We start from the raw sequence: 23,815 nt of genomic DNA on the forward strand, positions 1-23,815 counted from the left end.
CATTTTACTCATAAAATCATGAAGACTATAATGATTGGTCTTTCTGAAGCGCATTAAGGCAGTTTGTCGCTAAAGCAAGCCTTTGTGCATCACGTTTTAAGGATAAATTAATGAAATCGCTCAAATCATTTTTGATCTGGGGTATCGTGGTTTTGGTAGGCTTGGCCTCCTTTACTACTTTAGCTCTCAGCCGTGGCGAGCAGGTCAGTGCGATTTGGATGGTTACGGCCGCCATTTCGGTATACTGCATTGCCTACCGTTTTTACAGTCTTTACATTGCCAACCGTGTGATGCAGCTTGATCCTAACCGTCTGACTCCGGCAGAACGCCACAATGACGGCTTGGACTATGTTCCCACACATAAAGGCGTACTGTTCGGCCACCACTTTGCCGCTATTGCCGGCGCAGGCCCTTTGGTTGGTCCTGTATTGGCAGCGCAAATGGGTTATCTGCCCGGTACTTTGTGGATTATCTTCGGCGTGGTATTTGCCGGTGCCGTACAGGATATGATGGTCTTGTTCGTCTCCATGCGCCGTGACGGTAAGTCTTTGGGCGATATCGTGAAACAAGAACTCGGTACCGTCCCAGGCGTGATTGCATCCATCGGTATTTTGATGATTATGGTCATCATTATGGCGGTGTTGGCGCTGATCGTTGTGAAAGCATTGGTTCACAGCCCTTGGGGTACGTTCACCATCGCAGCGACTATGCCGATTGCCCTGTTTATGGGTATCTACACCCGTTATATCCGTCCGGGCAAAATTGGTGAGATTTCCATCGTTGGTTTTATTTTGCTGATGTTGGCTGTGATTTATGGTGAAGATGTTGCCAATAGCTCCTTTGGTCACTGGTTTGACCTTGACGGCATTCAGCTGACTTGGGCGATTATGATTTACGGTTTCGTGGCTTCCGTATTGCCGGTTTGGCTCTTGCTGACTCCGCGCGACTATCTGTCTACCTTCCTGAAAATCGGTACGATTGCAGCTTTGGCGTTGGGTATCGTTATTGTTAACCCGACTCTGCAAATGCCTGCAGTTACCCACTTTATCGATGGTTCAGGCCCGGTATTCTCCGGTGCACTGTTCCCATTCTTGTTCATTACCATTGCTTGTGGTGCGGTTTCAGGCTTCCATGCGCTGATTTCTTCAGGTACCACGCCAAAAATGGTGGAAAACGAAACCCACGTTCGCATGATTGGTTACGGCGGCATGATTATGGAAAGCTTTGTGGCCATTATGGCTCTGGCTGCCGCCGCTTCGCTTGAACCAGGCGTGTACTTCGCGATGAACAGCCCGGCCGCGCTGATTGGTACAGATGCCAACACAGCTGCCGAAGTCATCACCACTAAACTGAACTTCCCTGTTGATGCCGCAACCCTGTTACACACTGCTAAAGAAGTGGGCGAAAACACCATTCTGTCTCGTGCAGGTGGCGCACCAACCCTTGCAGTCGGTATGGCACACATCATGAGCCGTCTGATTCCGGGCGAAGCCATGATGGCGTTCTGGTATCACTTTGCCTTGCTGTTTGAAGCCTTGTTTATCTTGACCGCGGTTGATGCCGGTACACGCGTTGCCCGTTTCATGATTCAAGACTTGGGCAGTATCTTCTACAAACCATTCGGTAACACGGACTCTATCCCTGCCAACTTGGTTGCAACATTCTTGGCTGTGGCATTGTGGGGTTACTTCCTCTATACCGGCGTAACCGACCCTCTGGGTGGTATCAACTCGCTCTGGCCGTTGTTCGGTATCGCCAACCAAATGCTTGCAGGCGTAGCGTTGATTATGTGTACCGTCGTATTGGTGAAAATGAAACGCGACCGCTATGTTTGGGTAACCTTGGTTCCTGCTGTCGGTGTATTGTTTGTGACCTGCTATGCCGGTTTGCAAAAACTGTTCCACAGCGACCCACGTGTCAGCTTCTTGGCTCACGCAGGCAAATACCGCGATGCCTTGGCTTCAGGTGAAGTTCTTGCTCCTGCAAAAGACATTGGCGAAATGTCACAAATCATCTTCAACGACCAAATCAATGCCGGTCTGACCGCTTTGTTCCTGGCAGTTGTCGTGATTGTCGCCGTGTACGGTTTCCGTACCGCCATGAAAGCCCGTAAAGTTGGCTGGCCAACTGCTAAAGAAATTCCAGCAGTGTACCGCGACGGTAAACAGCCGGAGGTTCAGAATGAAGCATAAGCTCGCATCTTGGTGGAAAACCATCAAGCTGACAGCAAACTTGATGGCCGGTGTCCCAGATTATGAAAACTACGTTGCCCGTCAACGCAGACATAATCCCGACGCACCGGTCATGACCGAGCTACAATTCCAAGACTACTGCCGAAAACGCCGTTGCGGCAGCAACGGTGGACGCTGTTGTTAATGAAGGCATAAAAAGGCCGTCTGAAAATATTTTCAGACGGCCTTTCATTATGGAATATCAATAAACATCAAAGATTTTGTCTTGTCATCAATATTTAATCGAACAACTTGCCACTATTTACTCTTCTTCGAGTAGTACCAGCGGACGCTGTATTTTTCTGAGTTCTTCCACCTCGTCTAACAACCGCATAATCAGCCCCAATGCGGGAATGCCGGCCTCAAAATCACGGCTTAAGCGTTGTGCGCGACGGATGCGGGCAAGATGAAAACCACTGAAGGTGCTTTTTTCAGGTGCACCATCGATGCTGATGATGTCTTCTGCTATAAGTTCCAACAGCCAATCGCGACGGCAGCGGCTGGCGGCAACGATTTCTTCAAAAGTAAGGGTAATATCGGAGGACTGAATCATAATTTATCCTTTCTCTTATGCTTGTTTTGCGGCAAAGTGTTCGGCCAATTTTTCCCATGCGGCACGGTCGGCTTCGCTCTCTACTGGCGGAACATTAATGCGGATATTAAGATAAAGGTCTCCGGCTTCTTTTGCAGGAATACCTTTGCCTTTAAGGCGGATGCTTTTACCGCTTTGGCTGTTGGCAGGCAGATTGACCTGTAAGCGGCCTGAAGCGGTAGGGACGATGATTTTGCCGCCCAATACGGCTTCCCAAGGTTTGACATCTATTGTTTGATATACGTCTTTCCTGTTTTTGACATATAAATCAGGTTGGTCGTGGAACTTGATTTTTAAGTACAAGTCACCGTTTTCCCCGCCGTTGTATCCCGGCAAACCTTGACCGGCCAAACGGATTTGTTGGCCTTCTGCAATGCCTTTGGGGATTTTGACGTTGAGGGTTTTATTTTGATAAACCGCACGTCCGTATTCGTCTAGAGTCGGCACATTCAAAGTCATGCTACGTTCTGCGCCAACATACGCTGCGTAAATATCAATACTCAATTCAGCATGTTGATCCTCGCCTTTTATTGGGCCGCGGGGTTGCTCGGAACGAGTGTGGGATTGGCGGAATGATGAAAACAGATCTTCAAAATTGAAGTCTCCCGCTCCGAATGGTTCGCCTTCATGACGTTCATAGTGGAAGCCGCCACCGTTAAATCCATTGCCAAACGGATTGCCACCTTGACCGAACGGATTGCCTCCGGCGCTGCGTCCGTAAGGATTAGCCAACATTTCATCGTATTCGGCCCGCTTTTCTTTATCGGAAAGCGTTTCGTAGGCACGGTTGATTTCTACTGTACGTTCGGCTGCGTCAGGTTCTTTGCTGACATCGGGGTGGTATTTGCGCACCAGTTTTCGGTAGGCTTTTTTGATTTCGGCCTCATCCGCATCTTTGGCAACGCCTAGTATTTCATAATAGTTTTTTTCTGCCATGTTATTCCTTTGACTGCTCATATACAAAATTCTTATAGTTTTAATAATTGAGGGTAGATATTCTAAAATCAAGGGCATTGGAAATAAAATTCTCTATTTCTGACAATGATTAATGGGTAATTTATTTCTTTGTTTTTAGAGAAATAGAAAATATAAAGGCCGTCTGAAATACGGTTTTTCAGACGGCCTTTATCAAATTGGGGTTTTATTTGTCTTGAGCGTTTTTTGTTCGCTAACAATCCATTGGGCAATATCTGAACCCAAGACTTTAGAAGTGCGATTTAAGACTGCACAAGAGCTTTTATAAACACCGAGCATGCCACCGGAAGAATTGCGGGTGAAGGTTTTTTTATTGACTTCTTCGCCATCAACATACAAAGTGGCAACGGCTGTAATACTTTTGGCGTGGCCGACAAAGGCTACGCCTGCGCTCATGGCGGAAGTAATGGAGATATCTGCGTATGTGCCTTGTTTTTTACCGTCACGGACAATAGTTACATCACTTTTGGCTGCAGTTTCTTGCAAAGATTTGGACATGACGTTGCCAATTTGTAAACACTCGGAAACGATACGGGTATCGATTTCTTCTGCATGACGGTAAGGGATGCTTTCATCAATATGGACATCTGCGCTGGCAAATGCAGAAGCAAACAAGAATGCGGTTGCAAGGATGCGGTTAGGAGACATAGTAGAGCACCTAAAATAGAATGTTAAAAAGAGTCGCCATTGTATAACGGCGTTTTCACTCAATCAACATAAGTTCAGTAGGTAAATGCTTTGTTGAAATGGGTGTGTATGATAAGACAAATCAAAAGGCCGTCTGAAATACTGCTATTTCAGACGGCCTTTTGATTGGAGCATTAATTCGTTCTGGTCAAATAAGGCAGGGGATCGACTGCTTTGCCGTTTAGACGAACTTCAAAATGCAGCTTGACGCTGTCTGTATCGCTGCTGCCCATGGTGGCAATAACTTGGCCGGCTTGGACTTTTTGATCTTTTTGTACTAAAAGCGTGTCGTTGTGGGCATAGGCGGTAATGGTGTAGTCATTGTGGCTGATCAAAATCAGCTTACCGTAGCCGCGGACTTCTTCGCCAACGTAGATGACGGTACCGGCTGCGGCGGAGCGGATTTGTTGGCCTTGTGTGCCTGCAATATCTATGCCTTTACTGGTTGTGCCGTTATAGCGTTGGATAATGGAGGATGAGGCGTTATCGGTCGGCCATTGCAAGCTTAACCGGTTGATCGGGGTAACGGCGGTTGCTTGGCGTTGCTGCGTAGCAGTGTTGCGTGGGGCAACATGACGGCGGACGCGCAATACTTGGCCGACTTCGATTTGTGAGGCGTTGGGAAGGTTATTCCATGCAACCAGTGTATTGACGTTTTGTCCGTAGCGTTTGGCGATTTGGGTCAGGGTATCGCCGGGGCGGACTTTGTAGTAGCCGTCGGGTACGGCGCGGTTGGAAGAAGTGTTGTTGCCGGCGCAGGCTGCTAAGACGGCAATGGTGCTGATGAGGGCCAGACGTTTTAAGGCCGTCTGAAAGGTGGAAATAAAATTTGTATTCATGGGTTGTTTCGAAATGTATCGTTATGCTGTGTATGATAGATAGGAAGAGTGAAAAAAGGTTCACTCAAAAGGCATGGGATAAAATGCGGAAAGGCAATATAGTACCATTGAGAATTTGTGGGTATGGCAGAATCTTTTTATATCTTTTTGATGCAAAGGGACTTTTTTGAAAAGGTAAAAGAACGTGAAAGTTCTTTCAGACGGCATTGAATAAGGCAATAAAAATCCCCTGCTGAGATAGACGGGCAGGGGATTTTTGTCTCATCGAACTTATTTGTTCAATTCGTTAGCCAGATACAGCCAGGTTTCAATGACGGTATCAGGGTTGAGCGATACGCTCTCGATACCTTCTTCAACCAGCCATTTGGCAAAGTCCGGATGGTCTGATGGGCCTTGACCGCAAATACCGACGTATTTGTTTTGTTTGCGGCAAGCAGAGATTGCCAAGTGCAACATCACTTTAACGGCAGGATTACGCTCGTCGAAGGAGTCGGATACCAAACCGCTGTCACGGTCGAGGCCGAGGGTCAGCTGGGTCATGTCGTTAGAGCCGATGGAGAAGCCGTCGAAGTATTGCAGGAATTGTTCTGCCAATACTGCGTTGCTTGGCAATTCGCACATCATGATCAGGCGCAGGCCGTTTTTGCCGCGTTCCAAACCGTTTTCTTTCAGGGCTTTGACAACAGCTTCGGCTTCACCCAAAGTGCGGACGAATGGAATCATGATTTCGACGTTGGTCAAACCCATTTCGTCACGGACGCGTTTCAAGGCTTTGCACTCGAGTGCGAAGCAGTCTTTGAAGTTATCGGCTACATAACGCGCTGCACCACGGAAGCCCAACATTGGGTTTTCTTCGTGCGGTTCGTAGATGCTGCCGCCCACCAAGTTGGCGTATTCGTTGGATTTGAAGTCAGACATACGGACGATGGTTTTGCGAGGGTAAACCGAAGCAGCCAAAGTTGCCACGCCTTCTGCGATTTTATCGACATAGAAGTCGACAGGAGAAGCGTAGCCGGCGATGCGGCGGGTAATTTCCGCTTTCAATTCGTCGTCTTGTTTGTCAAATTCCAACAAAGCTTTAGGGTGGATACCGATTTGACGGTTGATGATGAATTCCATACGTGCCAAGCCGATGCCTTCGCTAGGCAGGTTGGCGAAGCTGAATGCCAATTCAGGGTTACCAACGTTCATCATCACTTTGACAGGGGCTTTAGGCATATTGTCCAAAGCAACATCGGTAACTTGTACGTCCAGCAGGCCGGAGTAGATGAAGCCAGTATCGCCTTCGGCACAAGATACGGTAACTTCTTGGCCGTCTGAAAGCAGATCGGTAGCATCGCCACAACCTACAACAGCCGGAATACCCAATTCACGCGCGATAATCGCTGCGTGGCAGGTACGGCCGCCACGGTTGGTCACGATGGCGGAAGCACGTTTCATCACCGGTTCCCAATCCGGGTCGGTCATGTCGGTAACGAGTACGTCGCCTGCTTCAACGGAATCCATCTCGGAAGCATCTTTCACCAGGCGCACTTTGCCTTGGCCGACTTTTTGACCGATGGCACGGCCTTCGCACAAGACAACTTTTTCGCCGTTGATAGAGAAGCGACGCAGATTGCGGCTGCTGTCTTCTTGGGATTTCACGGTCTCAGGACGGGCTTGCAGGATGTAGAGTTTGCCGTCCAAACCGTCGCGGCCCCATTCGATGTCCATTGGGCGGCCGTAGTGTTTTTCGATGGTCAGCGCGTAATGAGCCAACTCGGTTACTTCGGCATCGGTAATGGAGAAGCGTTGACGGTCTTCTTCAGGTACATCAACGTTGGTCACAGATTTACCGGCTTCGGCTTTGTCGGTAAAGATCATTTTAATTTGTTTCGAACCCATGGTTTTGCGCAGGATAGCTGGTTTGCCTGCTTTCAAAGTAGGTTTGAATACATAGAATTCGTCAGGGTTTACCGCGCCTTGTACGACGTTTTCGCCCAGACCGTAAGAAGAGGTAACGAAAACGACTTGGTCGTAACCGGATTCGGTATCGATGGTGAACATCACACCGGAGGCACCACTGTCAGAGCGCACCATGCGTTGTACGCCGGCAGAAAGGGCAACGATGTCGTGTTCGAAGCCTTTGTGGACACGGTAAGAAATGGCACGGTCGTTGTACAGGGAAGCGAATACATGGCGCATTGCTTCTTTAACGTTATCCAAGCCGTTGATGTTCAGGAAGGTTTCTTGTTGGCCGGCGAAAGAAGCGTCCGGCAAGTCTTCTGCTGTTGCGGAAGAACGTACGGCAACGGAAATGTCCGCACCGCCGGCATCGGCAACCATTTTGTTCCAAGCTGTTTCGATTTCAGCATCCAGCTGCTCAGGGAACGGAGTATCCAAAATCCATTGACGGATTTCTTTACCCACGCGTGCCAATTCGGCAACGTCTTCAACATCCAGCTGTTTCAGGGCTTCGGAAATACGCTCGCTCAGACCATTGTGAGCCAGGAAAGCACGATAAGCTTCGGCTGTGGTTGCAAAACCGCCGGGAACGCGCACGCCTTTTTCAGTCAGTTGGCTGATCATTTCGCCCAAAGAGGCATTTTTACCGCCCACTCGCTCAACGTCAGTCATACGCAGGTTTTCAAACCAAATAACGTAGTTTTCGGCCATTTGTGTGTCCAATCCAATCCAAAAAATGTTAAAAAAGAAACAAATCCGCCTGCTTATTGTAGCCATTCGTTTGATGGCTGTCATGTGTTTTATCTTTTTAAAAATCACAAATTCGTCTGTGATATTGTGCTTTTCAGGCGTGTAGCCTTCTGAAATATGAATATCAGATTCATGTTTTTACGTGTTATCTTCTTGTTAAATATGGAAAACAAAATAAGTTAATAAATTTAAGAATCGAAATTTATTTTGCAAATGTGGAATATAATTCCAATAAATCTAAAAAAATAAAATTTTATTCCAATTTGAAATTTGTTCAAATTTGTTGTAATCCTGTGTAATCTACCGGGAATCGCTTTATTGCAAAGGCTGTAACTGCTATGATTGCCGTCTGAAACGTTACCCTCTGAAGGATTCATTATGACTGCTCCACGTCAAGTCTTCTATATTTCCGACCGCACCGGTCTGACCGCCGAAAATATCGGTGAAGCCCTGTTGAACCAATTCGGCAATGTCGAGTTCAAGCGCCATGTTCATCCATTTATCGATACGCCTGAAAAAGCGTTGGCCGTAGTGGATGAAGTCAATAAGACAGCCGAACAGTTTGGCGATCGTTCGATTGCTTTTGTCAGCGTGGTAAATCATGAAATCCGTGAAATCATCAAAAAATCCAATGCATTCCATATTGATTTCTTTGAAACGTTCTTGGGTTTGCTAGAAAAAGAATTGAATGTTGAAGCAACGATTGCCGAGCGAGGCCACCATGGTATCGGCAATACCAAGCGTTATGATGCGCGTATGGAAGCAGTGAACTTCTCGCTCAGCCATGACGACGGCGTCAGCGATAAAAACCTGCAGGAAGCGGATGTGATTTTGATGGGCGTGTCCCGTTCGGGCAAAACGCCGACCTGTCTCTATCTGGCTCTGCAATACGGTATCCGCGCCGCTAATTATCCATTGATTCCCGATGACTTGGAATCGACCGATTTGCCGCGTATGGTCAAACCTTATAAAGACAAGCTGTTCGGCTTGACTATTCAGCCCGAGCGTCTGCAGGCTATCCGTCAGGAACGCCGTCCTAATTCGACCTATGCCAAAATCGATACTTGCCGCAGCGAGATTGCCGATGCGCAAAATATGTTCAAACGCCATGGAGTGCCGTTTACCAATACAACGGATAAATCTGTGGAAGAACTCGCCGTTCATATCTTGCAGGCTTGTAAGCTGAAACGCCGTTTCTAAATGAAATGACAAAAGGCCGTCTGAAATTTCAGACGGCCTTTTTTTATTTGGTACATTAGGTTTTAGGCAGGGTAACACCGGTTTGTCCCATGTATTTGCCGTTGCGGTCTTTGTATGAAGTTTCGCAGACTTCATCGCTTTCAAAGAACAAGACTTGGGCCACGCCTTCGCCGGCATAAATTTTGGCAGGCAGGGGAGTGGTGTTGGAAAACTCAAGTGTAACGTAGCCTTCCCACTCAGGCTCGAACGGGGTAACGTTGACGATGATGCCGCAGCGAGCATAGGTGGATTTACCCAGGCAGACGGTCAGGACGTTGCGCGGGATGCGGAAATATTCGACTGTGCGCGCCAAAGCAAAGGAGTTGGGCGGAATGATGCAGCAGTCGTCTTCGACGGTGACGAAGTTTTTCGGGTCGAAGTTTTTCGGGTCGACGATGGTGCTGTTGATATTGGTGAAGATTTTGAATTCATTGGCACAACGGATATCGTAGCCGTAGCTGGACGTGCCGTAGGAGATGATGCGTTGGCCGTTGGCCTCTTTGATTTGGTTGGGCTCGAACGGCTCAATCATGCCGTGTTCTTCGGCCATGCGGCGTATCCATTTGTCGGATTTAATGCTCATGGTGGTTGTCCTGGGGTGAGGGTTGTTTGGAAATTCTTTAAAATCAACACAACAGCCTTTAGGCAGGCTTGTCAATTGATGTTTCAGACGGCCTTAAATATGGATAAGGCCGTCTGAAAGGCTGTTTATTTGGTTTTGGAAGCAGATTTCTTAGGCAGTTTGACTTCTTTAATCATACCGTCTTCGCATTTCATGATGAAGACGGGTGTGCCGTTTAGAGAGGCGGTAAAGTTTCCGTGCGCCTTGCCTTTTTTGAACATGCCTTCCAGTGTCATATTGCGTAATTTGGCGCTGTTAGAGGAGAAAGGTTCGATAAAGGTTTCGCTGTTGCCGGAAACGGTATATACGCCTTTGCCGTCAAATTTGCCGTTTTTAAAGGCGCCGACATAGCTGCGGCCGTCTTGGCATTTCCATGTGCCTTTGCCGGATGGTTTGCCGTCTTTGCCGACATCACCATCGTAAACGCAACCTTTTTCCTGATAAGGATTGATGGTTTCGGCAATGGCAGGCGTACCCAGCATGAAGGCGATAGGGAGTAGGGCGAGGTATTTCATCATTATTATTCCTTTTGGTAGGCAGTTTCAGACGGCCTGATATTGGGATTCAAAAGTCAGCAGGGTTTCAGCAATACGGCGTGGCAAGATGGCTAAAGCGTGTTCGCGCATGGATGCAGGGATACCGTAGTAGGCTTCGGCAATGCTGCCGGTAATGGCTGCCAAGGTATCGCTGTCTCCGCCCAGGGAAACCGCCAGTCGGATGGCGTGTTCAAAATCATCGCTTTCAAGAAAGGCGGTAACTGCTTGAGGTACGGTTTCCTGACAGCTTTCGTTGAAATGATAATGCGGGCGGATTTGGTCGCAACTTTGGCTCAAGTCGTAGCTAAATTGCCGTGTAATGTTTTCTTTGATTTGCGCTTTGCCTATACCGGTACGCGCCCAAAAGATGGCGGCGGCTACGGCTTGTGCACCTTTAATGCCTTCCGGGTGGTTGTGCGTTACGATGGCGGATTGTTCGGCAAAATGCAGGGTTTCTTCCAATGAGGCAAATGCCCAACCAACGGCAGAAACACGCATGGCCGAGCCGTTGCCCCAGCTATTATAAGATTCTGGATCTTTCCATTCTATCCATTGTGAGAAGCGGCCGCCATATGCGCCTTTAGGACAGGGATATGTCCTACACCAGCCTTGCAAAATAGAGGCCAAATTATCGTTACAACCTTGTAAAACCCAATCGGCAATGGCAACAGTGCAAATCGTGTCGTCGGTAAAGTCGCTGTCGGGGCTGAAAATGTCAAAATCGGTATGACGATAGTTGTCAAACTCGAATCTTGATCCGGCAATATCGCCAATGACTGCGCCCAACATCATGACATCCTTTCTGATACTTCATTTATATTTCAGACGGCCTTTGATATTTCCCAATCAAAAGGCCGTCTGAAAAATTATTCTTGCCAGCCGCCCAAATAAGAAACCAGTTCTTCCAACATGGTGCTGATGGCTTCGGTCATCAGGATTTGCGAGGCAAAGGCAAGGCTGGCGGCATCGTCGCCATTGCTTTCGGCTTCTTCTTGCAAAACGTCTAAATACTGGATGCGTTTGAGGGTAAAGTCTTGGGTAAGGATAAACGCAATCTGTTCGCGCCATACCAAGCCCAGCTGGGTAACGGTTTTGCCGTTTTTGACGTGCTGTACCACTTCATCGGCGGTCAGGTCTTGTTTGGAAACTTTGACGACCGGAACAACATCGCCTACGCCTTTGAGTTCGCAATCGCTGTCCAATTCAAAACCACCTTCGCAGTGGCCTTGCAGCAGCCAGCTGGTCATCAGGGAGGAGGGCGATTGTTTGGTGTTGGGCAGGGCTGCTTCAAGACCGCCCAAGGCTTCGCGCAGTTTGGTCAGGATATTTTCCGCTTTGGCAGATGCGGCATTGTTGACCAAAAGATATCCGTGGCGCGTGTCGAAAATCGCCTGTGTGCGGCTGCTGCGCGTAAAGGCACGGGGCAGCAGGTCGTCAGTAATCTGTTCTTTCAGCTCTTGTTTTTCCTTACGGCCGACATTGCGCGCTTCGTTGTTTTGGATTTCCAAAACCTTTTCATCCAAAATATCGCGGATCACGCCGGCAGGCAGGACTTTTTCTTCTTTTTTCAGAGCAACGCGCCAAGTGTAATCGGCAGGGAAAACCAGCTCGGGCGAAAAGGAAACAGGCGTGGCAAAGCCTTCGCTAAACCAGTCCAAACCCTGACAATGGGCAAATTCGGATTGCGCCAATTTGTCAGAAAGGACTTCCAATTCGGGCAACTTGTCTTTGTTGAGCGGATAAAAACTGATTTGCTTAAACCACATGGCGAGTTTTCCTTTTATTAAAACCGGCATTATACAGGGAAAATAACATACGGAAATCGGCAGCATCTTTAAAAATGCAGTAAAGGCGTTGACAGAAGAAAAGGCTTTCTGTATAGTTCGCGCTTCGGTTACGCGCCCATCGTCTAGAGGCCTAGGACACTGCCCTTTCACGGCGGCAACCGGGGTTCGAATCCCCGTGGGCGTGCCAGAATTCTTAAAAAAACGCTCCTGCTTTTTGCAGGGGCGTTTTTTGTTTTCAGACGGCCTGTCGCTGTGAAAATATCTTTAAATTGGTTTACAATAATGCCATTCTGAATCTTAACGAGAGAAAACAATGTTAGACATCCAATTGCTCCGCAGCAATACCGCCGCAGTTGCCGAACGTTTGGCCGCCCGCGGTTACGAGTTTGATATCGCGCGTTTTAATGCTTTGGAAGAGCAACGCAAAGCCGTTCAAGTGAAAACAGAAGAGTTGCAGGCTTCACGCAACAGTATTTCCAAACAAATCGGCGCGTTGAAAGGCCAAGGCAAACACGAAGAGGCTCAAGCTGCAATGGATCAGGTTGCTCAAATCAAAGTGGATTTGGAGCAGGCTGCCGCTGATTTGGATGCTGTTCAGAAAGAATTGGATGCTTGGCTGCTAACCATTCCGAACCTGCCGCACGAAAGCGTACCTGCCGGTAAAGATGAAACTGAAAACGTTGAAGTCCGCAAAGTCGGCACGCCGCGCGAATTTGATTTTGAAATCAAAGACCATGTTGATTTGGGCGAGCCTTTGGGCTTGGATTTTGAAGGCGGTGCGAAGCTGTCAGGCGCACGCTTTACCGTGATGAAAGGCCAAATTGCCCGCCTGCATCGCGCTTTGGCTCAGTTCATGCTGGATACGCACACGCTGAAACACGGTTACACCGAACATTACACGCCCTACATCGTGGACGACACCACCCTGCAAGGCACAGGCCAACTGCCTAAATTTGCAGAAGACTTGTTCCACGTTACCCGTGGCGGCGACGAGAGTAAGAAAACGCAATATCTGATTCCGACCGCAGAAGTGACGCTGACCAATACTGTTGCTGACAGCATCGTGGCTGGCAGTGATTTGCCGTTGAAATTGACTGCGCATTCCCCATGTTTCCGTTCCGAAGCGGGCGCATACGGCAAAGACGTGCGCGGTTTGATTCGCCAGCACCAATTCGACAAAGTGGAAATGGTGCAAATCGTTCATCCGGAAAAATCATATGAAGCGCTGGAAGAAATGGTCGGACACGCTGAAAATATTTTGAAAGCGTTGGAACTGCCATACCGCGTGATCATTTTGTGTACCGGCGACATGGGTTTCGGCGCAACCAAAACCTACGACTTGGAAGTTTGGGTTCCTGCGCAAAATACCTACCGCGAAATTTCCAGCTGCTCCAACTGCGAAGATTTCCAAGCTCGCCGCATGAAAGCGCGTTTCAAAGATGAAAACGGTAAAAACCGTTTGGTGCATACTTTGAACGGCTCTGGCTTGGCAGTCGGCCGTACTTTGGTGGCGGTTTTGGAAAATCATCAAAATGCCGACGGCAGCATTAATGTTCCTGCTGCGTTGCAACCGTATATGGGCGGCGTGACCAAACTGGAAGTAAAATAATCGCTGTTTAAAAGAAAATGCCGTCTGAAACTTGGGTTCAGACGGCATTTTATATGATTGAACAATTATTTGTTGTGTTGACGGAAATATTCCCATTCTTCGACAACGGTACCGTCAGATAAGTGGCACACGCCGTATTCTCCACCGTCTTTGTCTTTTTTGATTTCGGATTTGCCGCCTTGTTTGAGGCAGAATTCGGAAGCCGGATTGGCCATGCCGATAGGAGATTCTTGTTTTTCAGAAGCGGAGCAGGCGGCCAAAGCAGTTGCGGCAGCGAGACTGAGGATAACGGGTTTGATCATGGCGTGTCTTTCATTTGAAGGATAAAAACAAGCGGATTATAGGGGGCGCTTGCGTTTAATTGAGTTAACCAGATTAAAGGCCGTCTGAAAAATTTTCAGACGGCCTTTAGTTTAAGAAGTCAAACCGGATTATTTGGCTGCTTCGGCTTTTTCGCCTTCTTTAGCAAAGTATTTGGCGTAAATTTTGTCGTATTCGCCACTTTCGCGTACTTTTTTCAGCGCATCGTTCAACATTTTGATGGTTGCTTCGTCGCCTTTGCGTGCAGCGATGCCGTAGTTTTCGATAGTGAAGTCAGGCAGGGAGATGAAATCCAAGCCTTTGGTCGGGTTGTTTTTCACATAGTTGGCAATGACTGCGCTGTCGCTGACGACGGAATCCAGACCGCCGTTTTCCAATTCTTTGATAATCAGAGGAACGCTTTCAAAGCGGGCGATTTTCGGATTGTCGTTGCCCAAGAGTTTGGAAACGGAGAAGTCGCCGGTGTAGCCAGTTACCACGCCGACTTTGGCCATGTTTTTCAGGTCTTCGGAAGAGGCTACTTTTTTGCCTTTTGGAACGAGGACAACTTGGGTGATTTCAAAGTATGGATCGCTGAAGAGCATGCTTTGTTTGCGGTCGTCAGTGATGGTTACGCCGGACATAACGATGTCCACGTCGCCGTTGTTCAGAGAAGGGAAGAGGCTTTCCCATGGCTGGTGTTTGAATTCGACTTTGAAGTTGCCGGCTTTAGCCATGGCGTTCATCAAGTCAACGTCAAAACCTTCCACTTTGCCGGCAGAATCCAAAGATTCAAATGGGGCAAACTCGGCGTTAGAGCCGACACGGTACACTTTATCGGCAGGAGCAGAGGCATTGTTGCTTTGACCGCCGCAGGCAGTCAGGGCAAGGGCGGAACAAGCGAGGGCAGTGGCCAGCCATTTTTTCATGTTCATGATATGTGCTTTCTTAATAAAATGTTAACGGATAAAATCTTAGTTTAGCATAATTTTGTGAACAAACTAGCTGAAATTAGTGGTCTTTTTCTCGGAAAAATGCGTAGGTTACGTCATGGAAGAGGTCGGTGTGCGGACTGTCTTCATAGCTTAATTCCGCCAACGCGTCTTCAAAGGCAAGCTGGATGGATTCTACGGCATCGTTGGCCATGTCGGAGGGCAGGGAGCGGATAAGGCCTTTGAGTGCGGTAGCGAGGACGTGGTTTTGCATACGCAAAGTGTCGTTTGCCTCTTCCAGATATTCGAGGCGTTGTTCGATGCTGCTCATGATGTATCCTTGGGTATTAAATAAAATAGTGATTATATAGCGAATTAATATTAAAATGTGACGCTTGCGCCGGCTTGCCGGATATGTCCAACCATCGGCCGTATTTCAAGTGATTTTAGGCTTGAATGCGGTTCACAATAAAAATGAAAAAACGAGATTATTATGGAAAACAACCGTCTTGACCCCACAGCCCTCGAGGAAGAAGACCTGAATTGGGAAAAACGCCTGGAAAGATTGCGTCAGGCACGACAATTTAATACTGCGCCGACTCATGCACCATTGGTCAAAAAATCGGACGAAGCTGTCGAAGCTGCGCCCAAAACCGCGTCTAAAAAAGAATATAAGTTGGATGCGGACAATCGTGAAAAAGTATTGGAAGAATATTTGTACCGTTGGCAGCTGGAACACAATACTGCCCTTGCTGACGAGGGCGAAGCAGTGGAAACCGATGCGATGGTGGTTTTGCAGGACAACTGGTTGAGCGCGCAATCGGCATTGCAGGCTGCGGCTTCAGAGCGTCATATCGAATCAACCCGCACCGTTAGACTGAATCCGAAATCAGGTGCCGTAGATTTTGATGTGCCTGAAGTGGAAGAAACTGAAAAACCGGAAAATGATGATACGGAAGCGGCTGAAGAGGCGGTTTCAGACGGCCTTGAACAAGAACCGGCCATCAATGTCCATATCAATGTATTGAACCCTCAAGCAATTGGCCGTCGGCAAGTATTCTGCGTTTCTGAAAAAGATTTGACCGAGCGTCTGATTAAGCGTTTGCGTCCTCATGTGGCCGATGCAGTCAACGGCATGATTCGGATTGCCGTGCAAAAACAAATGGCCTTGTTCACTTACCAGTTGCAGCAAATGCTGAACGAGCAGGCGCCGGGCTTGGTAGAGGATGTGTTGGAACACAACGTCAAACGCATTTTGGACGATATGAAGACTGAAATGAAATACCGCCGTTGAGTATCCAGGCCGTCTGAAAAGTTTCGGACGGCCTTCGGCGTAAATTTCCCTTAAAATTTTACGAAGCGTGTATAATAGCGGCTCACGTTTTCGTGATAAATATCCTTTCTAAATAGTTGATATGCCCGATGCAGAATCGGGCATTTTTTTTGAGATTGTTATGAATAAAAATAAAATCATTGTATTGCTGATTGCTTTGGTTGCCGTATTTGCCTATAACAAAATGCAAAACAAGCAGCCGGTACAATCGCAGAATCAGCAGAAAGTAGAAGCCGTTCAAAAACAAAATAATGTGGGCAAAAAGAATGCCGATACGGCTCAGCAGCAAATCGGTTCGGGCAAGGAATCAGCCGAAGCGGTTTTGAAACAGGCGTTTGAAAACGAGCAAAGCGATATTCAGGTTGAGGGCGAGGGCACGGTATGGAAAACCCTGCCGGATGACAACAAAGGCACGCGCCATCAACGCTTTATTTTGAAACTTTCCAGCGGTCAAACGCTTTTGGTGGCGCATAATATCGATTTGGCTGACAAAATCAAAGGCTTGAAAAAAGGTGATAAAGTAGCGTTTTACGGCGAATATGAATGGTCGGAGCAAGGCGGCGTTATCCATTGGACGCATCATGATCCGGCAGGCCGTCATGAAGACGGTTGGCTGAAGCACGGCGGACAGGTTTACCAATAACCGTTCAGACGGCCTCCTGCTTGAAAGATGACAGGAATAAGCGCAAAATGTTAACAAATTAAACAGGCGTATTGTTTACTGCGCCCATCGAAACATACGGTAGATTGAAAAAAATGAGCAAAAAACTTCATCCTCAAACGCTTGCCATCCGCAGTGGCAAAGAGCAAACCGAATATTATGAACACAATCAGGCTCTGTTTTTGACCAGCAGCTTCATGTGGGAAAACGCCCAACATGCGGCTGATTTGTTTTCTAAAAAAATCAAAGGTTTTACTTATACCCGTACGGCCAATCCGACTACTGCAGCCTTTGAAAAACGCATTGCCGCATTGGAGGGTGCAGAGCGCGCAGTGGCCACTTCGACCGGTATGTCCGCGATTCAAGCAGCGTTTTTTACCTTCTTGCAAGCCGGTGATCATGTTATTTCCAGCCGCAGCCTGTTTGGTACAACTGTCGGTTTCATCAATAACATCGTTACCAAGTTCGGCATCGAAGTCAGCCATGTATCGCCGGTTGATGTAGATGAATGGAAAGCTGCCATCAAGCCCAATACCAAACTGTTTTTCTTGGAAACTCCGTCCAATCCATTGGGCGAAGTTGCCGATTTGGAAGTGCTGGCTGAACTGGCGCACAGCATCGGCGCGCTTTTGGTGGTGGACAATAGCCTCTTATCGCCCGTCGGTTCTCAGCCTTTGAAACACGGTGCGGATATTTCCGTTTCTTCCGCAACCAAAGCCATCGACGGCCACGGCCGCGTGATGGGCGGCGTATTGGCCGGTTCGGAAGAGCTGATGACGCAAGTTGCCATATATTGCAACTCTTGCGGTTTGGCAATGTCTCCGTTTAACGCATGGCAATTGTTGAGCGGCGTGGAAACCCTATCGCTGCGTATGGAAAAACAATTCGACAACGCCCTGAAAATCGCCCAATGGCTGCAACAACAGCCGCAAGTCCAAGCCGTGTACTACACCGGTTTGCCCGACCATCCGCAAGCTGAACTGATTCGCAAGCAACAAAACGGCGGCGGCATCGTCATCGGCTTTGAAGTCGCCGACCAAGAAGCTGCATGGAAAGTTGTGGACGGTGTGGCGCTTTTCTCCCGTACTGCCAACCTCGGCGACGTGCGCTCAACCATCACCCATCCGTGGACAACCACGCACGGCCGGATGCAGCCTGAAGAAAAACTCGCCGCCAATATTCGCCCGGGCTTGATCCGCCTCTCTGTCGGCTTGGAATACGTTGACGATTTGATTGATGATTTGCAACAAGCATTGAACAAATAATCTAAAAACAAATTTCAGACGGCCTTAAATTTTAATAGGCCGTCTGAAAGCAATTAAACACACATCTTAAGAATAAAAGGAAAAAATAATGTCTGAAGCAGAATTCGCCTCGTGGGCAATGAAAATCCTCCTCACCGGCCTGATTATCTTTTTGGGCTTTATCGTTTGGAACTTGGGTAAAGAATCCAAGGCCGGCAAATTCGGCATTGCCATGCTCTTCTTAGTTTTAGGCTTGGGTGTGTTTGGATTCGTATTTAAAGAATTGCTGATTAGCTTTTTGGTATTGCCAAAGTAAGCAGAAAGTTTATAGATAGAACAAGGCCGTCTGAAAAAATGTTCAGACGGCCTTTTGATTTGATGTTTTAAATTACGCCTAAGTCTTGCAAGCCACGCAGTACTCCGTCTTCATCGACACTTGGGCAGACGAATTGTGCGGCAGCTTTGGCTGCTTCTTCGCCATTGCCCATGGCAACGCCAAATCCGACGGTTGACAGCATTTCCAAGTCGTTGAAGCTGTCGCCGAATGCCATTACTTTGCTCATATCAATGCCCAGTTTTTCCACTGCGTGGGCGATGCCGCGTGCTTTTGAACCTTCTTTGCGCAGCAGGTCCACAGCATATTCATGCCAGCGGACGGATTTGAAGCCTTGTTGCTGGGTTAGTGGGTGCAGGATTTTTTCTTCTTCCTTATCCACAAAGACCAACATTTGATAAACAGGTTGTTTGCGGAAATATTCTTTGTCAGTCAGGAAGTTGGGCAGGATATGCGATAAACCTTCGACAACGCGCGGCGAATGTGAGGAAGCGGCAATTTCTTGGTTGTTGACAAAGGCGTAGTCTATTTTGTGTTGTTCAAGCAGGTTGATGGCGGTTTCGATGTCGGCAATGTCCAAGGGGTAGCTTTGCAGGGGTTCGCCGTGAAAGGAAATATATTGACCGTTGATAGTAACGAGCATGTCGATACCGCATTCTTGAATCAAGGCTTTGATTTTGGTGGGAAAGGCGGCTTCAGGACGGCCGGTAGCAATGGCAGTCAAAATGCCTTTGGCTTTCAATGCGCGCATAGCTTGGGCAACCGAAGGGCGCAGGGTATCCGTGTATTTGCGGTAGAGGGTGTCGTCGATGTCAAAAAAGATGATTTCAGGGTTGTTCATGGTTTACTCGTCGGGCTGGGTATACACAGCTTTCATTGAAAATTGTGTGAACAGCTTGTGTATAAATTGGTTTAGTATTTGATTGCTATTATAAAAATAAGTTCTGATTAAAATTTAGGCAGTTTTTGTTTTGAGAATAAAGCGGAAAGTTATTCACAATAGGCCGTCTGAAGATTTGGTTTTCAGACGGCCTTGTTTTAAGCAATCAAACGGATATTTTCTTTGTCTTGCCTGAATTTGTTTTTAATCACGATAGGCAGGCTGCTGTCGAAATACCAGCTTCCATCAGGCAAAGCCAACGCGCCGCCGGCGCAGAGCAGGGTAATGCTGTTTCCGGTCAGGGGATCGGTTTCGGTAATCTCAATTTCGTGCGCTTTGCCCCAATCGGTTACGGGGAGTAGGGCGGCAAGCTCGGTAATGCGTTGGTTTTGATGTTTGATGCCGTTTGGCTGGCGGCAGTCGCCGTTGCATTTGCCGACGGCCTCGACTGGGCAGGGTTCGCCCTTTGCGTAGCTGGTCGGCAAAATGTTGAGCGAATCTGGGCAGAGTCTGTGTTCTTGCGACCATTGCGTCAAAGCGCGTTTGGCTGCTTTTTTGTGGGCAAACAAACCGTAAGGGCGCCAGTTTCTGGTGCCGCTGTTTAACAAGACAATGCGTGCTTGAAGGCTGCCGTGTTCGTCAGCAATAAAGCGGACGGTAGAAAACGATGTGGACTTTTCAGACGGCATCAGTTGGTATTCCTGCATGGTCTGGGCTTTGAGCCATAATGTATGGAGCTGCCCGACTGCCGGAATAAAACGGATGGAGGTTGCGGCTTTGATATGCGGCGGCAGTTTTTTGCTGTGCAACAGGGTGGCGGTTTCGCTGTATGCACGTTCATGTGCTTCAATGGCTTGGGCTTTGCCGAAATGGTCAAGCCAAACCAATACGCCGTAACTGTCAGGCAGGGCATAGAGCTGTTGGGCAAGCGCATCAGGCAGCCAAGTGGGCAACATTTTCGGATTCATCAATACACGGACGTGTTCGTCCCATTGTTGATGATTTTTTTCTGTCAGACTTAATTCGAGATAATCACACAATGCGACAACATCGGTCATGGCGCGGTGGCGGTTGGCCGTCTGAATGCCGGTGCGTTCGATAATGCTGTCGAGGCTGTGTTTGTAAAACTCAGGATACAGGCGGCGAGACAGTTGAACCGTACAGAGCGAGGGTGCGGCAAAGTCAGTATGGATACGGGCAAACTCGTGGCGCAGGAAGGTGTAGTCAAAGCGGCTGTTGTGTGCAACAACCACTGCACCTTGCAATAGCGGCAACAAATCGGCTGCAATATCGGCAAAGACAGGCGCGTTTTTCACCGTTTCATCATGAATTCCGGTCAGCCTGGCAACAAATTCGGGAATGCTGCGGCAAGGATTGACCAATTGCTCGTAATGTGTGGCGCGTCCTTGCTCAAAACGAACAAGGGCAACTTCCGTTATCCTGTCTTGATAGAAATTTCCACCGGTCGTCTCCAAATCCACCACGACCACAGGCCGTCCCAAACGGGAAAATGCTTCGGATAAGAGCGGCCAGCGTGCGAAATCTGACATTTTATTCTCTGTAAATTCAATAGCAAATGCGCATTTTACACGCTGTCTGCAAGTTTTCCAAATAAAACGCTTGACAGTAAATAGCCCTCTCTTTATAATTCAAATCTTTCTTGATGCACCCGTAGCTCAGTTGGATAGAGTATCTGGCTACGAACCAGAGGGTCGGGCGTTCGAATCGCTCCGGGTGCGCCACAGAAAATCTCCGCGCCCATCGTCTAGCGGTTAGGACATCGCCCTTTCACGGCGGTAACCGGGGTTCGATTCCCCGTGGGCGTGCCAGTTTATAAAAAAGCGCAATCTGTTTCAGATTGCGCTTTTTTGCGTCTATCGGTTTTGAAATGATTTGAACCTATCTTTTATCTGCTAATGCTGGTTGGCATTTGTCATAATCTGCTAAAAGCATTTATTATTACATATCTAATAATCATAATTTAAGGGAAAACGTTCATGGCGTGGCGGTTTGTGTTGCCTGCTTGGGTGGTGGGTGTAGTGCTTTCGTTTGCGTTGCCGTTTGTACCGCCATGGTGGGCTTGGTTGTCTGTAATCATTGGCGCGCTTGCGTTGTGTCGAAGATTTGCTGTAGCTTGGTTGGTGCTGGCCGTCTGTGTGGGCATGGCGTTTGGCGTGTGGAGAACCCAACTGGCTTTGTCTAAGCAATGGCCTGTGGATAAAGCAGCAGCTCAAGTTTTAACGGTTGAAGTGGCGGATATGCCGCGTGATGATGGACGGCGTGTGCAGTTTGCGGCAAGGGCTTGGGATGAACAGGGGCAGGCTTTTGATTTGATGTTGTCGGATTATCAGCGGCGTGATTGGGCGGTGGGCAGTCGGTGGTCTGTATCGGCGCGGGTGAAGCCGGTGATTGGTGAAGTGAATGTGCGCGGTTTGAACCGTGAAACATGGGCTTTGGCCAATGGTATCGATGGCATGGGTACTTTGGGGCGTGACAGGAAACCCGTGCGGCAAGGTGGCGGTTTCGGTTTGGCTAATATGCGTGATGCGGTAAGCCGGAGTTGGCAGAGAACGGCGAACAAGTATCCTGAGTTTTCAGACGGCATAGGGCTGATGCGTGCTTTGAGTATTGGCGAGCAGTCGGCATTGCGGCCGCCTTTGTGGCAGGCATTCCGTCCTTTGGGACTGACGCACTTGGTCAGTATTTCGGGCTTGCATGTGACGATGGTGGCGGTATTGTTTGCCTGGCTGATCAAGCGAATTTTCCGTTATTTGCCGTGGATTCCGGCGAAACCGCGTGTGTGGATATTGGCCGGCGGTGTTGCCGGTGCTTTGTTTTATGCGCTTTTGGCCGGTTTTTCCGTGCCGACGCAACGCAGTGTGTTGATGTTGGCTGCGTTTGCGTGGGCATGGTGGCGTGGCAGTGGCGGCTCGGGCTGGACGGCGTGGTGGCAGGCTTTGGCCGTTGTTTTGCTGTTGGATCCGTTGGCTGTATTGGGCGTGGGAACGTGGTTGTCTTTCGGTTTGGTTGCTGCTTTGATTTGGGCTTCATCAGGCCGTCTGAAAGAGTCGGGTTGGCGTTTGGCTGTACGGGGGCAATGGGCGGCGACGGTATTGTCGGTGGTATTACTGGGCTATTTGTTTGCTTCGTTACCTTTGCTCAGTCCGTTGGTTAATGCGCTGGCTATTCCTTGGTTTTCTTGGGTGTTGACGCCGTTGGCTTTGCTGGGTTCGGTTTTTCCGTTTGAACTTGTCCAGTTGGTAGCGGCATTTTGGGCGGAATATACTTTACGTGGTTTGGTATGGCTGGCTACGGTATCGCCTGAATTTGCCGTCGCAGCGGCGCCCGTGCCTTTGCTGGTGTTGGCGATGATGGCGGCTTTGCTGTTATTGCTGCCTAAAGGAATGGGCTTAAAACCTTGGGCATGTCTGGTTTTATTGGGCTTTGTGTTTTACCGTCCTGCCAAGCTGGAGGAGGGGGTGGCAAGGGTTACGGTGATGGATGCAGGGCAAGGTTTATCGGTGTTGATACAAACGCGTAACCGCAATCTTTTGTTTGATACGGGAACGGAGCAAGTGGCGCAAACAGGTATTGTGCCGAGTTTGAATGCTATGGGTGTGCGCCGTTTGGACAGCCTGATTTTGTCGCACCATGACATTGACCATGACGGCGGTTTTCAAAGTGTAGCGGCTGTCGGTACCGATAAATTGCTTGCCGGACAACCTGAGTTTTATCCGAATGCAGAGTTTTGCCAAGAAGACAAATGGCAATGGGACGGCGTAGATTTCGAGTTGCTCCGGCCGTCTGAAAATTCCGGCAAGGAAGATAACGACCAAAGCTGCGTATTGCGTGTTGTGGCAAACGGCAAAGCCTTGTTGATAACCGGTGATTTGGGCGTAAAGGGCGAGGCCGGTTTGATTGAGAAATACGACAATGCGCTGTATAGCCAAGTGTTGGTATTGGGACATCACGGCAGCAGCACGGCTTCGTCGGGCAGCTTTTTGCATACGGTTTCGCCGCAATATGCCGTGGCATCCAGCGGCTATGCCAATGCCTACAAACATCCGACCGTTGCCGTACAAAATCGTGTCCGCGCACACGGCATTACTTTGTTGAGAACGGATTTGTCAGGCGCGTTGGTGTTTGCTTTGGGACAGGGCGATATATTTCAAGGCCGTCTGAAAAAGGATAAGTTTTATTGGCAGAAGAAACCGTTTGAGTAAAAAGGATAAAAGGCCGTCTGAAAGTCTTTTTCAGACGGCCTTGATATTTTTGTTTGATGGGCATTATCCAAATTTTGTGTGAATCCAATTGTGGATA

Annotated in this window: 23 protein-coding genes and 3 tRNA genes; 12 read left to right on the plus strand and 14 right to left on the minus strand. The window is 48.5% G+C overall.

Features of this window, described 5'->3' with window-relative positions; all coding sequences use genetic code 11:
- Positions 1–110: 110 nt before the first annotated feature.
- The gene (locus tag ACTHS8_RS09400) at positions 111–2,192 is read left to right on the plus strand and encodes a carbon starvation CstA family protein (RefSeq protein WP_440373552.1); all 2,082 of its coding nucleotides are present in this window, start codon (positions 111–113) and stop codon (positions 2,190–2,192) included.
- Positions 2,182–2,376 carry a YbdD/YjiX family protein gene (locus ACTHS8_RS09405; RefSeq protein WP_128581713.1) on the plus strand — a complete coding sequence of 65 codons (195 nt, stop codon included), beginning with the start codon at positions 2,182–2,184 and terminating at the stop codon, positions 2,374–2,376. Before ACTHS8_RS09400 ends, ACTHS8_RS09405 begins: the two co-directional genes overlap by 11 nt.
- Before the next feature lie 117 nt (positions 2,377–2,493).
- On the opposite strand, the gene ACTHS8_RS09410 is transcribed toward ACTHS8_RS09405, so the two are convergent.
- From ACTHS8_RS09410 to ppsA, 5 genes are all read right to left on the minus strand, one after another.
- On the minus strand, positions 2,494–2,784 hold the full coding sequence (locus ACTHS8_RS09410) for a chaperone modulator CbpM (protein WP_003685006.1): 291 nt from the start codon (positions 2,782–2,784) through the stop codon (positions 2,494–2,496).
- A gap of 15 nt (positions 2,785–2,799) precedes the next feature.
- Positions 2,800–3,759 carry a DnaJ C-terminal domain-containing protein gene (locus ACTHS8_RS09415; protein ID WP_063068882.1) on the minus strand — a complete coding sequence of 320 codons (960 nt, stop codon included), beginning with the start codon at positions 3,757–3,759 and terminating at the stop codon, positions 2,800–2,802.
- A gap of 192 nt (positions 3,760–3,951) precedes the next feature.
- Positions 3,952–4,446, minus strand: coding sequence for a hypothetical protein (locus ACTHS8_RS09420; RefSeq protein ID WP_036491298.1), 495 nt, complete (start codon positions 4,444–4,446; stop codon positions 3,952–3,954).
- A 173-nt stretch (positions 4,447–4,619) separates the two neighbouring features.
- Entirely contained in the window at positions 4,620–5,324 is a 705-nt protein-coding gene (locus tag ACTHS8_RS09425; RefSeq protein WP_440373553.1) for a peptidoglycan DD-metalloendopeptidase family protein, read from the minus strand.
- A gap of 270 nt (positions 5,325–5,594) precedes the next feature.
- Positions 5,595–7,979, minus strand: a complete 2,385-nt coding sequence (gene ppsA, locus ACTHS8_RS09430) for a phosphoenolpyruvate synthase (protein WP_440373554.1) — start codon at positions 7,977–7,979, stop codon at positions 5,595–5,597.
- A gap of 417 nt (positions 7,980–8,396) precedes the next feature.
- Here ppsA and ppsR point away from each other — a divergent pair, with 417 nt between their 5' ends.
- Positions 8,397–9,218 carry a posphoenolpyruvate synthetase regulatory kinase/phosphorylase PpsR gene (gene ppsR / locus ACTHS8_RS09435; protein WP_440373555.1) on the plus strand — a complete coding sequence of 274 codons (822 nt, stop codon included), beginning with the start codon at positions 8,397–8,399 and terminating at the stop codon, positions 9,216–9,218.
- 55 nt (positions 9,219–9,273) lie between these two features.
- On the opposite strand, the gene dcd is transcribed toward ppsR, so the two are convergent.
- The 4 genes from dcd to ACTHS8_RS09455 form a co-directional block, all read right to left on the minus strand.
- A complete protein-coding gene (gene dcd / locus ACTHS8_RS09440) occupies positions 9,274–9,840 on the minus strand; it encodes a dCTP deaminase (protein WP_003680541.1) in 567 nt (188 codons plus the stop codon).
- Positions 9,841–9,965: 125 nt separating this feature from the next.
- Positions 9,966–10,397 carry a hypothetical protein gene (locus ACTHS8_RS09445; protein WP_440373556.1) on the minus strand — a complete coding sequence of 144 codons (432 nt, stop codon included), beginning with the start codon at positions 10,395–10,397 and terminating at the stop codon, positions 9,966–9,968.
- 24 nt (positions 10,398–10,421) lie between these two features.
- A complete protein-coding gene (locus tag ACTHS8_RS09450) occupies positions 10,422–11,204 on the minus strand; it encodes an ADP-ribosylglycohydrolase family protein (protein WP_440373575.1) in 783 nt (260 codons plus the stop codon).
- A 77-nt stretch (positions 11,205–11,281) separates the two neighbouring features.
- Complete coding sequence (locus ACTHS8_RS09455) at positions 11,282–12,181, minus strand: recombination-associated protein RdgC (RefSeq protein ID WP_049329148.1); 900 nt, start codon at positions 12,179–12,181, stop codon at positions 11,282–11,284.
- Positions 12,182–12,313: 132 nt separating this feature from the next.
- Between ACTHS8_RS09455 and ACTHS8_RS09460 the strand changes: the two genes are divergently transcribed.
- Both ACTHS8_RS09460 and serS read left to right on the plus strand, forming a co-directional pair.
- Positions 12,314–12,389, plus strand: a tRNA-Glu gene (locus ACTHS8_RS09460).
- A 126-nt stretch (positions 12,390–12,515) separates the two neighbouring features.
- Positions 12,516–13,811 (plus strand): serine--tRNA ligase, encoded by a 1,296-nt coding sequence (gene serS, locus ACTHS8_RS09465; RefSeq protein WP_440373557.1) that lies wholly within the window; start codon positions 12,516–12,518, stop codon positions 13,809–13,811.
- 65 nt (positions 13,812–13,876) lie between these two features.
- Here the strand turns inward: serS and ACTHS8_RS09470 are convergent, their stop codons facing one another.
- The 3 genes from ACTHS8_RS09470 to ACTHS8_RS09480 all read right to left on the minus strand — a co-directional run bounded on the left by ACTHS8_RS09470 (position 13,877) and on the right by ACTHS8_RS09480 (position 15,374).
- On the minus strand, positions 13,877–14,113 hold the full coding sequence (locus tag ACTHS8_RS09470; protein WP_440373558.1) for a putative hemolysin: 237 nt from the start codon (positions 14,111–14,113) through the stop codon (positions 13,877–13,879).
- A gap of 129 nt (positions 14,114–14,242) precedes the next feature.
- Entirely contained in the window at positions 14,243–15,046 is an 804-nt protein-coding gene (locus ACTHS8_RS09475) for a basic amino acid ABC transporter substrate-binding protein (protein WP_049332057.1), read from the minus strand.
- A gap of 76 nt (positions 15,047–15,122) precedes the next feature.
- Entirely contained in the window at positions 15,123–15,374 is a 252-nt protein-coding gene (locus tag ACTHS8_RS09480; protein WP_308186797.1) for an NGO1151 family protein, read from the minus strand.
- 162 nt (positions 15,375–15,536) lie between these two features.
- Here ACTHS8_RS09480 and ACTHS8_RS09485 point away from each other — a divergent pair, with 162 nt between their 5' ends.
- From ACTHS8_RS09485 to ACTHS8_RS09500, 4 genes are all read left to right on the plus strand, one after another.
- Complete coding sequence (locus ACTHS8_RS09485; RefSeq protein WP_440373559.1) at positions 15,537–16,337, plus strand: hypothetical protein; 801 nt, start codon at positions 15,537–15,539, stop codon at positions 16,335–16,337.
- Between the two features lie 121 nt (positions 16,338–16,458).
- Positions 16,459–17,019, plus strand: coding sequence for a DUF3465 domain-containing protein (locus tag ACTHS8_RS09490; protein ID WP_440373560.1), 561 nt, complete (start codon positions 16,459–16,461; stop codon positions 17,017–17,019).
- A gap of 113 nt (positions 17,020–17,132) precedes the next feature.
- Entirely contained in the window at positions 17,133–18,302 is a 1,170-nt protein-coding gene (gene metZ / locus ACTHS8_RS09495; RefSeq protein ID WP_440373561.1) for an O-succinylhomoserine sulfhydrylase, read from the plus strand.
- A gap of 88 nt (positions 18,303–18,390) precedes the next feature.
- Entirely contained in the window at positions 18,391–18,597 is a 207-nt protein-coding gene (locus ACTHS8_RS09500) for a DUF2788 domain-containing protein (protein ID WP_003747401.1), read from the plus strand.
- Positions 18,598–18,664: 67 nt separating this feature from the next.
- Here the strand turns inward: ACTHS8_RS09500 and ACTHS8_RS09505 are convergent, their stop codons facing one another.
- Positions 18,665–19,456 (minus strand): Cof-type HAD-IIB family hydrolase, encoded by a 792-nt coding sequence (locus tag ACTHS8_RS09505; RefSeq protein WP_440373562.1) that lies wholly within the window; start codon positions 19,454–19,456, stop codon positions 18,665–18,667.
- A gap of 197 nt (positions 19,457–19,653) precedes the next feature.
- Complete coding sequence (locus tag ACTHS8_RS09510) at positions 19,654–21,045, minus strand: exonuclease domain-containing protein (RefSeq protein WP_440373563.1); 1,392 nt, start codon at positions 21,043–21,045, stop codon at positions 19,654–19,656.
- 115 nt (positions 21,046–21,160) lie between these two features.
- On the opposite strand from ACTHS8_RS09510, the gene ACTHS8_RS09515 reads away from it, so the two are divergent.
- The 3 genes from ACTHS8_RS09515 (at position 21,161) to ACTHS8_RS09525 (ending at position 23,718) form a co-directional block, all read left to right on the plus strand.
- Positions 21,161–21,237: transfer RNA gene (locus ACTHS8_RS09515), tRNA-Arg, on the plus strand.
- Between the two features lie 12 nt (positions 21,238–21,249).
- Positions 21,250–21,324: transfer RNA gene (locus ACTHS8_RS09520), tRNA-Glu, on the plus strand.
- A 168-nt stretch (positions 21,325–21,492) separates the two neighbouring features.
- Positions 21,493–23,718: a DNA internalization-related competence protein ComEC/Rec2 gene (locus ACTHS8_RS09525; protein WP_440373564.1), complete on the plus strand. Its 2,226-nt coding sequence runs from the start codon at positions 21,493–21,495 to the stop codon at positions 23,716–23,718.
- The last annotated feature ends 97 nt before the right edge of the window (positions 23,719–23,815 follow it).

The organism is Neisseria sp. P0016.S008, assembly GCF_051957775.1.
In the GTDB taxonomy this organism is placed as follows: domain Bacteria; phylum Pseudomonadota; class Gammaproteobacteria; order Burkholderiales; family Neisseriaceae; genus Neisseria; species Neisseria flavescens_B.